The organism is Spongiivirga sp. MCCC 1A20706 (genome assembly GCF_046524175.1).
Classification (GTDB): Bacteria; Bacteroidota; Bacteroidia; order Flavobacteriales; family Flavobacteriaceae; genus Spongiivirga.
On record NZ_JBEFZF010000002.1, the window covers coordinates 721,464 to 734,332 of the forward strand.

Genomic DNA, 12,869 nt, shown 5'->3' on the forward strand with positions numbered 1-12,869 from the left:
TCCTATTTTGTTCAATAAAAGTAGTGATTAATAGCAGATTATACCCTGTAAGGTTTAACAGATATTTACGTCTAATACATGCTAAATTAACTTAATTTTGTAGTTAACAGACCAAAATGAGCAAGTTAACCAAAGATTATATATCACCATTAAGACTAAAAATTAGCTTTAATAAATTATTAGAGCAATATGAGCAGTTGATTGACAATGATGACGAAATTGTTGCCGAAAATGCGCGAAAAATGCTTGCCATTGCAAAGGAATACCCTGAGCTGCGAGATGGGTTTGAGGAACTCGAAAAGTTAGAATTGTACAAGCCTCAAATAGCGCAATTACTGCGTGATACATTTTCTCCTGTACTTACTAATAACGAGATAAAAGCTGCAACAATACCATTTCATAAAACAATTTTCAATTCTTCTAGCAGATTTAAGAAAATAGTAGAAGAAGCTGGTAAAGATTTTGATTTGGAAATTACCAATATGAGTGACGACCAATTTTATATAATGGGTTGTGTAGTTGCCTTGCAAATGTGCCATGGTTATAAACTTGATTTTAGAAGACCATTTTATTTTGAAATCCCTGATCAAAACGGAATCACCAAATATTATCGCATTTTATACAATGCAGATTTTATGGAAGTAACGGCTAATAAAAATGCACTCCCCATTACTCAAGATGATGTTGATGAGTTGATGGATAATTTTGAGAATATAGCATTGTGGAAAGAAAAGTTTCCGGTAGATAGTTATGACTCGAGAGGTTTCATAATAGCCAATATGTTTGATGCTACCGCTGATGTTTCTATTTCCAATATTAAATCGACTTTAATTAAGGCTGATAAACGGCAAAGTGAGAATTTCATGACAGACTTTCATGGGGTATTTCAGTCGTTTTTCAATATTCCGGACCTTCAAGTAGGGTTTTCTGTTTTTAATAAAGAAGAACAAACCTTCGAACGTGTTTACGGAAAAGGTATAAAGAGCTATTTGCTATTTGACAAGGACCAAACTTCTTGTAACGATATTTTATGTAAAGGATCGTACGGAGCACTTATCACTGAAAAAACCTATTTTGCCATTTCAGATGTAGATAAGTATTATAAAATGTCTAATGGTCAAAATCCATACAAGGCATTATATGAAAATGGTATTAAAAGTGTAGTTTTTGCTCCTATTGTTTTTGAAGATGAGCTATTAGGTATTATAGAGTTGGTTTCGAAAAAGGCAAGAATGCTAAACAGCGTTGTGGCGCATAAGCTTGAGGATATTATGCCTTTTATTGTTTCATCGGTACAACGCTCAAAGAACGAAGAAGAAAACGAAATAGAGGCAATTATTCAACGAGAGTGTACCTCGATTCACCCAAGTGTATATTGGCGTTTTGAGAAAGAAGCTAAGAACTTTATAAAGAGTGAGTACAAAGGCGAAAAACCGGTGTTTAGTAATATTTCGTTTGATAATGTATATCCTTTATATGGCCAGATCGATATAAAAGGATCATCAGATGCTAGAAATCAAGCTACAAAATTTGACTTAACAGAGCAGTTAAATGCAGCAAAAGGTGTTATTGAAGCAGCAGTTGAGTTTGAGCCTTTGCCCATTTACGATCAATTGTCGTATCAAATAGATAGAATACTTGGCGGGATTCAAAATTTCTTTCAGGTAGATAGCGAGCAACAAATATCAGAGTTCTTGCATAGCGAGGTACATCCGTTATTCGAACATTTAGAGAAGAAAAGATCTGACTTATATGAAAAAGTTGAAAACTATTATAAGTTATTAGATGATAGCTTAGGATTGGTTTATAAACATCGGAAAGATTACGATAATACCGTTTCAATGGTTAATCAGCGTATGGCTGAATTACTAGACGAGAAACAAAAAGGTGCCCAGGAAATGTATCCACATTATTTTGAGCGCTTTAAAACAGATGGTGTTGAGCATAATATGTATATCGGAGAATCGATAACTAAGGAGGATAGTTTCAACCCTCTTTATCTTAGAAATCTGCGATTGTGGCAATTACAAGTCATGTGCGAAATGGAAAATGAATACTACCATATGCGCTCTGATTTCCCGATGCAACTAGATGTAGCATCAATGATATTGGTGTTTAGTAGTCCGCTAAGTATTAGTTTCAGAATGGACGAAAAGCAATTTGACGTCGATGGAACCTATAATGCTCGTTATGAAGTAGTTAAAAAACGAGTTGATAAAGCGATCATTAAAGGTACTACCAAGCGTATCACTGAAAAAGGAAAGATCACAATAGTATATGCTCAAAAAAGCGACGAGATTGAATACCTAGATTATATACGATTCCTTCAGTCTAAAAATTATCTAGACAAGCGAATTGAAATAGTCGAGCTGGAAGACTTACAAGGTGTTACCGGGCTAAAAGCCATTCGAGCAGATGTACTTTATAGTAGTGATAAGGATGAAAAGCTATATACGTACAACGATCTAATGAAGGAGTTAGAGGCCTAGTTTCGTTGATATTACTATTTCCCCTATTGCATACTAAAAAACTTAAAAGCAATCCCAAAAGAAATTACCGATACGATAATGCCTATCATAAATATAGCATAGGTGAGTCGTAGTATTTTATATTTTCTATGCAGCACCTTTCCTAAAAAATAAAGGTCTTTGGTCATTGAAGAATACAAGTAATCTTTATCTTTTAAAACCTCCTGAATGGCCCATTCAAAATCATCAAGCCTCATTTTGTGAAAGTTTCCGAAAAAAAGCAGGTTCACTTTTTTATTCGTTACATCTTCTTTAGAAAACTGCCCGCTTGTCACATTTGGACGTGTGGCTAATACCGACAAAAACATGGAAGCTACACTAAAAATGATAAAAATAACGGTTGGTACAATTAGGTATTGGTTTGAAGGGTTGTCCAGTTTAGGAATCAAGTTAGAGAGTGCTAAAGAGATAATAATAGCATTTACTGACAGCAAAATATTGGCTTTGGTATCGGCAATATCACTTAATGTAATGTGATTTCTTAAAGTTACCCGAAACATTGTTTCGACACCACGCTCGGGCATCGTAGCTTTTTTCTTTTTAAAAGCGAATTCTTCTTCTTTATGTTTCTTTTTATCAGCTTGTTGCTCTAGTTTTTTAATTCTTTTATAAAGTAAAGCCAGATTGCGCTCTTTTCCCTTTTGCCATTTTTCTTGTGCATACTTGGTATAATATTGATGCTCCGAACTCATAAAACGAGCATTTTCTTTAGCCCATTCCATGTCTGAAAATGACTTAATACCTAGCTGGTCAAGTTCTTCCCTAAGCAACTCGTTAGTTTCCGTGTAACTCTTAGCCGCAAAGTGGGAACAGTCTGCATCTTTTACAATTTTTTCTAGCAATGAACTTGGTTCTGAATTCATTTTAGTAGCTAAAATACAGCGAGTCACTCCGTCGATAATTTCTTGATTTACGTTTTTAGATTCTAAAAACTTTGTGGCGATTGCCACTCCATTTTCTTCATGATTTTCATGCGCTTTTGTAAATCCTGTATCATGAAACCAACCAGCTATTTGTAAGATAGTTTTCTCATCATCAGTTAATGATTCTTTCGAGATAAGAGTGTTTATATTTTTAACTACTCGAATGGTATGGTAAACATTATGGTATATATACTTATGTGATAGTTTTTCTTTCAAGAGTGAAATAACATAGTTTTCAGTATCTATGAGAAGCTGTTCCATACAAAAGAATTAATTTAGTACGAATTTAAACATTAATTATCAGTAATCGATTTATGGGTAAAAGGGGGCTTTATTATCTTGTAATCACATTATTTCTAGGTGCTTGTGCCACTTTTAAACCTCAATATTTAGACGAAGAGAAAAAGGTATCCTTTCCTAAAGGAAAGACGATTACTCACTCATTTTACTTGCTTGGAGATGCCGGTTTATCAGAAATGAATAAAACTGCTCCAGCTATTACTGCCTTTAAAGTAGCCCTTGGTCAGGCTTCTAAAAACAGTACAGCCATTTTTTTAGGAGACAACATTTATCCAGACGGATTACCGGATAAAGCACATCCGGATAGAAAAATTGCCGAACATCAATTGGACGTACAAACAGATGCGGTTGCAAATTTTAAAGGAAAAACAATGTTTATTCCCGGTAATCATGATTGGTATAGTGACGGTCTTGATGGGCTTAGTAGACAGCAAAAGTATATTGAAAAGAAGCTCAATAGTAAAAAGGTGTTTTTTCCAGAAGATGGGTGCCCTTTGAAGCAAGTAAAGGTAAATGATGATATTGTTGTGATTGCTATAGATACTCAATGGTATTTAGCTAATTGGGATAATCATCCGACAATTAACGATAATTGCGAGATAAAAACACGTACGAAGTTTTTCGATGAGCTAGAAGGTCTTATCAAAAAAAACAGAGGTCGGACAACCATTTTAGCGGCACATCACCCTATGTTTACAAATGGGCCTCACGGTGGTCAATATTCAATAAAACAACAGTTTTATCCTACAGGGAAAGGCATACCACTACCAATCTTAGGATCTATTGCTAACTTAATCAGAAAAACAGGAGGTATATCACCACAAGATCTTCAACACAAAAGGTATCGCGAACTTAGAAAGCGCATTATAACATTGGCACAAGAATCTGAAAAAGTGATTATCGTATCCGGACATGAACATTCGTTACAATATATAGTCAATGATAATACGGTTCAAATAGTTAGCGGTTCGGGCTCTAAGGAATCGGCAACAAGAACAGTTGACGGAGGTCAATTCTCGTATGGTAAAAATGGGTTTGCACGTCTTGATATTTTTAAGGATGGTTCTTCATTCGTCCGATTTTATGGTGTGGATGAAAATGATACAAAAGAAGTATTTAGTACCGAGGTTTTAAAGCCGAAAAACACGCAAATTTATACTGATTTTAAAGAGGAAATACCAACAAGCGTTTCAGCTTCGATTTATACCGAAGAGGAAGTGACTAAAGGAAGGTTTTTTAAAGGCATGTGGGGAGAGCGTTATCGCAAGTACTATGGTACAAAGGTCAACGCACCTACAGTTTTATTAGATACGTTGTTTGGCGGACTTACACCAATTAGAAAAGGCGGTGGGCATCAATCTAAATCGTTGCGATTAGAAGATAAGGATGGTCGAGAGTATGTAATGCGAGCCCTAAGAAAAAGCGCCTTACAATATTTACAGGCGGTAGCCTTTAAAGATCAGTATATCCAGGGACAGTTTGAAAACACCTATACCGAGAAGCTACTGCTTGATGTATTTACGGGATCTCATCCCTATGCACCATTTGTTATCGGTAAATTGGCCGATGAAGTTGAAGTATTTCACACAAACCCTACCTTATACTTTGTGCCCAAACAAGCGGCATTAAACGAGTATAACAATGAATTCGGAGACGAATTATACATGATTGAAGAGCGCGCAGCCTCCGGGCATGGTGATAAATCAAGTTTCGGAAATAGTGACGAATTAATTAGCACCGATGAGCTGTTTGAGAATCTTAGAAAAGATGAGAAATATAAGATTGATGAAGAATCATATATAAGAGCGCGACTGTTTGATATGGTAATTGGCGATTGGGATCGCCATGAAGATCAATGGCGATGGGCTGAATTTAAAGAAGATAACCACATAGTGTATAGGCCTGTGCCAAGAGATCGAGATCAGGCATTTTCTATAATGTCTGATGGGTTTTTACTTGGTTTAGGGGTTAAAATCATACCTACTATCCGTTTACTTACTTCGTATGATGAAAAGTTAAAAAGCACCAAATGGTTTAATGTAGAGCCGTATCCACTCGACATGGCACTTATTGATAGTTCTGATAAATCGGTTTGGGATGCTCAGGTACAGGCAATCAAAAATGGATTGACCGATGAGGTTATTCACGATGCATTTAGGCAAATGCCGGAGGAGGTTCAAGACCAGACCATTACCGAAATTAAGCTAAAGCTAAAAGGTCGTTTGCGCAATTTGCAAAAAATATCGGATGAATATTATAAACATATGAATCGCTTTACTGTGGTAAAAGGTACCGACAAAGACGATTGGTTTGATATTGAAGCACTACAGAATGGCAACATAAAGGTGACGGCCTTTCGAATTAAAAAAGGAAAGAAAGCAACAAAATTTCACGAGCGGATTTATAAAAAAGCAGATACGAAAGAAATATGGATATATGGCTTAGATGATGATGACCATTTTGAAGTACTTAAAGGTTGGAAAAGCAAAATAAAAGTTCGATTAATTGGAGGGCAAAATAAAGACACCTATGTGTTAAATGGAGATGGACGCACCCATGTGTATGATTTCATATCGAAGAAGAGCGAAATAATCGGTAATAAAGCAAACATTCATCTAACCAACGATTATGAAACCAATGTATATGACTACAAAAAACTTAAAAATAACATTAATCAACTAATACCGGTAATTGGGTTTAACCCCGATGATGGATTTAAAATAGGGGTTAATAATAAATTTATATACAACGGTTTTGCCAGAAACCCATTCACTCAGCAACATACTTTAAGAGCCAATTACTTTTTTGCCACAAGTGGTTTCTCGTTAGCATACGAAGGAGAATTTGCCAAAGTATTTGGTAAGTGGAATTTTATGATTGAAGGGCTTTTTACAAGTTCGAATTATGCGATTAACTTTTTTGGTTTTGGTAATGAAACGGAAAATAATGATGATGAGCTAGGGCTTAATTTTAATAGGGTCCGACTATCAACCTCTCGTTTTGCACCCTCGTTGGTTTGGCGTGGCGAATTAGGGGCTAAGTTTCAGGTTGGGGTTTCTTATGAAAATGTTGAGGTAGAACAAACAGAGGATCGTTTTATTAATCAGTTTTTAAATACCACAGGAGAAATTTCTAAAAACTTCTTTGGTACCGATGCAAAATATACTTTTAACAATGCAGATAACATTGCTTTTCCAACCTTGGGTATGGGGGCAGAGTTGCACGGTGGTTTTAAGGTAAACGCCGATGATACCAGAAGAGCTTTTGCTTATTTGATTCCTAGTTTATCATTCGATCACAAACTGGTACCCAGTGGTGCGGTAGTATTGGCAACCAAGATAAAAAGTCACTTAACATTTGGTGACGATTTTGAATTTTATCAAGCCGCTAGTATTGGAGCTAATGATGGACCTCGTGGATATAGAAATCAACGCTTTACGGGGAAGAGTTCTTTTTATCAGAATACTGATTTGCGTATTAATATAAAGAAGATAAAATCAGGGTTAGTACCTTTAAACTTAGGATTATACGCTGGCTTCGACTACGGAAAAGTATGGATTCCTGGGGAGGTTCGTACTCCGTTTAACACTGCTGCGGGGGGTGGTATTTTTATCAACGCTGTAAATATGTTAACCGCGAACGTCTCATTTTTTGGGTCAGATGATGGCGGTCGATTCGCATTCCGTTTTGGTTTTGGGTTTTAATATAGTTATAGCTTTCTATGCGTTCAGAAATATCATCTTACCCAAATACATATTTGCAAGTTGAATTGGATCAGGGAGAACATATTCTCACCGAAAGGGGTTCAATGATTTTTGCTCAAGGAGATTATAGCATAAGTACAAAATACGAAGTCAAAAATTTGAATAGTTGGATACTTAGAATTTTTGAAGGCAAAAGTTTTAGATATAATATATATCAAGCAAAATCGAAAACATCGTTGTTGTTTACACCAGATAAGAATGGCGAACTTCTAAAGCTCGATGTAAGTGATAAAAGACCTATTATAATTGAACCATCGGCTCACTTCGCGCGTATTGGTGAAGTTGAGCTAACTATGATTAAGCAGAGTGCTTTTAAAAACTTTTGGGATGGATTTAAGATGAGAACTAAAGGAAAGGGTGAGTTAGTGCTTATTGGTTATGGAAAAATTATTGAAAAAGTTATAGATACTGAGAAGGAGATTTGGGTTGATGAAGACTACTTATTGGCATATGATGAAAGCTTAGAAGTTAGAGCTGTGACGCGGGGGGTTAAAGAATTGGTAAGTAGTGGGGAAGGTTTCTTATACGGGATAAAAGGAAAGGGTAATATTTGGTTACAAACTCGTGAAGAAAGTAGTATGAAAAAGGGGGGAGGAATAATTAGTAGTATTCTCGACTTTTTCAGATAAGATTATTTCGTAGTTGATATCGATTTTTGCTTTACTCTAAAATATGCAATCACTGAAACCAATATTACCAAAAATACCAAAACATAAATAAACTTTGGTATTGGTAATGGATCGCCAGCTGCATAGCTATGTAACCCAGATAAATAGTAGTTAACCCCAAAACTGGTCATGATGATAGAACCAAAAGCGAAAACACTAGCCGTATTAAGTGTATAACGACTTCGTAAACCAGGAATAAAACGAAGATGTAACACCGCAGCATAAATAATAATACTAATTAAAGCCCAGGTTTCTTTGGGGTCCCACGCCCAATAACGCCCCCAACTTTCATTGGCCCATATACCACCTAAAAAGGTTCCTACGGCTAAAACAAATAGTCCGATGGTCATTGATATTTCGTTAATATAGGTAAGCTCTTTAATTTTTACCGTAATAGTTTTCGCATGTTTCTCAGTTTTAAAAATCATTAGTAACAAAGCCATCAACCCAAGAATTGCTGACAAAGCTAACGGAGCATAACTACTTACTATGGTCGCTACATGCACCTTTAGCCAATATGATTTTAGTACCGGCATGAGGTTCGTAATCTCAGGATTTAACCAATCCAAATAACTTACAAATAGCAAAGCACCTGTAAATAATGTTGCCAACGGTAAAGCAAAGTCAGATTTCCTGTAGGTAAGAATACCACACAGCATTAGTACCCAAGCGACAAAGACTAACATTTCGTAGCCATTACTCCAAGGTGCATGTTGCGCAACATACCATCTTAGGATGATGTTTCCCGTAAACAAAATGAGACTTATTAGTGATAGGATAACTAGTGTATTCCAAAGTATGCTGATGAACTTGTTATTTCTAAAAATCCTTGCAATTGCCAAAGCTAAAAGAGCGAATCCCAACGTGAAAAATACCTGAAAGAGCCAGAAATTTAGATTAAGTTCGTTATACCATAATTCAGCTGCCACACGTTTGTTGTTAGGGATAATTTCTTTTCCCAGTACATCTTGATATGTTTTTATGTAAGCAAGTTTGCTAGTGGCCGCATTCCAGTCGTTATTTTTTATATCGTTGTAATATGATGGTAAGATGGTTTGTACAAACTGCGCATCTTCTCTCGGAAAGTCATTAAAATGATGGGTAGGTCCAAACCACGAATTATTGTGATCATCCTTTTTAGGAAAGATTTTTAAATAGTTGCCTGAAAAAACGTTGAAAAGTATATTGAAGCGTTCATCAATTTTCAGTATTTCTTTATCAAGTTCACTTCTGTTAGCTGGTTTTTTAGCATTTGCTAATTCCACAGCATCGGCTAATACATAACTACCATCATTATTCAGCAACCCATTAAAAGATACTAAACCTTGATTGGTTGTTATCAAAGGTTTTAGAATTTCACCTCCTTTTTTCTTGTCCATTTTTATAAGTGGAATACTTTGCCAAGCTTTTGGGTCAGCATGCATGGCAAGAAAAGCCTGATCAGCAGTGAATCTTACTTCTTGATTTCCTAATTCAAATTTGTAATAGGGTTTTCTAGAAACTTTTCGTAAAAACTCTGAAGCCAAAGTATTGATAGGTTTAATACGTCCATCAAGATCTTGCACCATGAGCCTGCCGAATAAATTGGCATGGTTAATTTCTATTTCTTGCAGTTTAATACGTTCTTTTATCTTAAAAGCTAGTGAATCGCTATCATTGGCTATTAAAGTACTAGCATTTAACAGCAAAAGAGCAAAGACAGCAATAGACGATTTTTGCTTAAGCTTTTTCAGTTTTTTGTTTATTTCTACAAAACGAGAACCCTTTCCAAAAAGCGTCCAAAACATACCTAATCCCATTAAAAAATAGCCTAGATAGCTAACATAAGTACCCCATTGATCATGGTTAACCGATAAAACGGTTCCTCTTTCATCAGTATCATAACTGGCTTGAAAAAAACGATAACCGCCATGGTCTAGCACGTTATTCATAAATATTCTGTAAGGCGCTTCCTTTCCATTTTCAACAACACTTACCTCACTGGCGTAGGAGGAAGGACTGGTTGAACCAGGATAGCGCTCTAGTTGAAAATCACGTAATTTAATTCCGAAAGGGACATTAATGGGTATAGCGCCGTATGCTAATGACATGGAAACACCATTTATTTCAACATCTTGCCAAATTGGTAAATGACCTTCTCTGTAAAAAAGGTTAACATCTTTTTGTGTGTTATCAATAGAAACGGATAAGACAATTGCATCTTCCTTTAACTCGTTATTATCCTTTGGTTTTTCTGCATTGCTAACAAAATCTATAGTTGCATTTTGATGATACGACATGGGGACAAATGAAAAGTCACCTGAACGATATAATGTTCGCAGTAGTAGCGGTTGCATACTATCTTTTAAAACAGTACCACCAATCTGTTCAGCCATCCTAAAATAACTTATTTCATGTGGTGTCTTCAAAAAAAGCTGTCCTTCTCTTTCACTTATTTGGATGGCACTCTCACTTGAACTATCAAATGCTAATTCATGTTTATGAGTTCCAATAAACTCAACTTCTCCTTTTTTTAGGAAGACAGTTTCACGGCCGCTACCGGATGATATAACAAGTTGAATGATGGCTTCACCTTCCGCGTTCGTATTCACAATTTCTGGTGTTGCATCCGCAATAAATCGCTTATGAGTGATGTTTATAGGGGTGTCTCTGAATTTTGTTTTTATACTAAAAGAATTGTCTTTTACTGCAGAATAATAAAACTCTTTAGTAAGCTGTTTTGGTTGTTCCTTATCGTGAATATGTATTTGAATAAAATTTCTATCGGAAATGATGGTATTTGAAGTATCACCTTCACGAATACGCATCACACCTTCATAAGCAGTAAAGCGGGTTATGCCTGCTCCGATAATTATGATTATGAATGCAAGATGAAATAGAAGGATACCCCATTTTTCTTTACGCCATAATCTATATTTATAAATATTACCAATGAAGCAGATAGCAAGCAATAGCATGATAAGTTCAAACCACCAGGCATTATACACTAGAACTCTAGCAGTGGAAGTGCCAAAGTCATTTTCAATAAACGTTGCAGCTGCCATGGCCACAGCAAATGCAACAAGTAGAAAAACGGCCCAGGATGGGGAGAAAAGAAAATGGTATATTTTTTTCATAAGAAACCCAGGCAGCAACTAGTGCCTGGGATATTTTAGTTGAAGTATACTATACTATATTTTAATTAATAGAACTTACTTTTTTGCTATCATATGCGGCCTCACGTTTTTTAGCGTTCTCCAACCACTTAGGAACAAGATTTTTGGTAAATCGTTCTTTGTCGGCTTCCATTTTTTCAATATCTAGACCAATATACTTTTGAGCTTTTTCTTTTGTGTCAATATCGGGTAGTGGGAGTTCTTCATTAAAACCTAATGAAGCCAATAAACGGGCAAGCTTCAATCTAGCATCCTGAACTTTATTGGTGCCACTTCCTATAACCCTAGCCGTTTCAACAGGAGAGTGGAATGAACCACCATGGGCCGCAGACGCGTAATCCCATCGCCATTGCGCATGTCTTATGTCTTGGAGAATGTCTTTCATCTGTTCTTCGGTGGCGCCTAATTCCCAGGCTTTGCCAGCTTCAAGATGTGCTCTTACTAGTGCATCTTCTAATTTTAATCTATTTTCGGCAGCTTTTTGTTGACGATCATAAACATTTGTAATCAACTCTGTAGCTTCTTCACGGTGACATACTTGGCATGAATTTGCAACATTATCCAAAGGAGATTTAACATGGTGATCTGTAAACTTAATACCTCCTTCGGTGCGGTAGGGCATATGACAGTCTGAACATGATACACCACGTTCTGCATGAATACCGGTCATGAAAATTTCATAGCCAGGATGCTGTGCCTTTAACATTGGCGCTTTACTAATTGCATGGGTCCAATCTTTAAAATTTAGATCGTCATAATACTTTTCCATTGCTTCAACTGTCATACCACCTTGCCACGGGAACGTGAGATAAGGTACGCCTTCTGCTCCTGGCTTTTTCTTATCAAAGTAGTACTCTACGTGACACTGCGCACAAACAAGCGAACGCATTTCGTTATGGGTTGCCTTTTCTATATCTTTTCCCATCGATTGAAACGCCTCCACAAGCGCTGGTCTAGAAATACGTAATCCCATATCTTTCGGATTATGACAATCGGCACAACCTATTGCATTAACGACTTCTTCTCCTTTTGAAGCCCATTTCCCAGAGTAGAATTCTGCTATTCCTTTTTCATTCATTAGCCGAGGGACATCAGGGCTTTTACAAGTCCAACAGGTTGAAGGCATTGGGCCATCATCTGGTCCTGTCGGAGCACCTGTTCGTAATGAATTATGTAAATCTTCAATTGCATATTGATGTCCTCTTCCTTGGTTATAATCTTTGGCAAAGCCGTAACCTGCAAAAAGCATTACTAATCTAGGATCTTCTTCTAGTACATCACGCATTTTTGACCCACCTTGGTACGTGGCGAAGGATGTATCTGCAGTTTGTAAAAACGATTGATATTCTTTCGGGAAGTTTTTACCCCAAACTTCATTTCTAGGCTCGTTTTCTGATATATTAAGCTCAGGAGCATAAGCGAACTGTGCTTCAGACTTTCTGTTTACAACACTAGAGGCTAAAAGGCCTAAACCGAAAACAACAATAATAGTAATTACAAGTAATACCCAGTTTTTCATAATCTAAAAATA

6 protein-coding genes are annotated in these 12,869 nt (G+C 36.4%); 3 read left to right on the plus strand and 3 right to left on the minus strand.

From position 1 onward, the window contains the following. The first annotated feature begins 116 nt into the window (after positions 1 to 116). Positions 117 to 2,489, plus strand: coding sequence for a GAF domain-containing protein (locus ABN763_RS07470; protein ID WP_410484821.1), 2,373 nt, complete (start codon positions 117 to 119; stop codon positions 2,487 to 2,489). 23 nt (positions 2,490 to 2,512) lie between these two features. On the opposite strand, the gene ABN763_RS07475 is transcribed toward ABN763_RS07470, so the two are convergent. After that, positions 2,513 to 3,712, minus strand: a complete 1,200-nt coding sequence (locus ABN763_RS07475; RefSeq protein ID WP_410484822.1) for a Pycsar system effector family protein — start codon at positions 3,710 to 3,712, stop codon at positions 2,513 to 2,515. A gap of 53 nt (positions 3,713 to 3,765) precedes the next feature. Between ABN763_RS07475 and ABN763_RS07480 the strand changes: the two genes are divergently transcribed. Continuing rightward, positions 3,766 to 7,455: a metallophosphoesterase gene (locus ABN763_RS07480; RefSeq protein ID WP_410484823.1), complete on the plus strand. Its 3,690-nt coding sequence runs from the start codon at positions 3,766 to 3,768 to the stop codon at positions 7,453 to 7,455. Between the two features lie 17 nt (positions 7,456 to 7,472). Continuing rightward, a complete protein-coding gene (locus ABN763_RS07485; protein WP_410484824.1) occupies positions 7,473 to 8,144 on the plus strand; it encodes a TIGR00266 family protein in 672 nt (223 codons plus the stop codon). Positions 8,145 to 8,146: 2 nt separating this feature from the next. Here ABN763_RS07485 and ccsA read toward each other — a convergent pair whose 3' ends face one another. Together ccsA and nrfA are read right to left on the minus strand one after the other, a co-directional pair. Continuing rightward, on the minus strand, positions 8,147 to 11,299 hold the full coding sequence (ccsA, locus tag ABN763_RS07490; protein ID WP_410484825.1) for a cytochrome c biogenesis protein CcsA: 3,153 nt from the start codon (positions 11,297 to 11,299) through the stop codon (positions 8,147 to 8,149). Positions 11,300 to 11,360: 61 nt separating this feature from the next. After that, positions 11,361 to 12,857 (minus strand): ammonia-forming cytochrome c nitrite reductase, encoded by a 1,497-nt coding sequence (nrfA, locus tag ABN763_RS07495; protein WP_410484826.1) that lies wholly within the window; start codon positions 12,855 to 12,857, stop codon positions 11,361 to 11,363. Between the last annotated feature and the right edge of the window lie 12 nt (positions 12,858 to 12,869).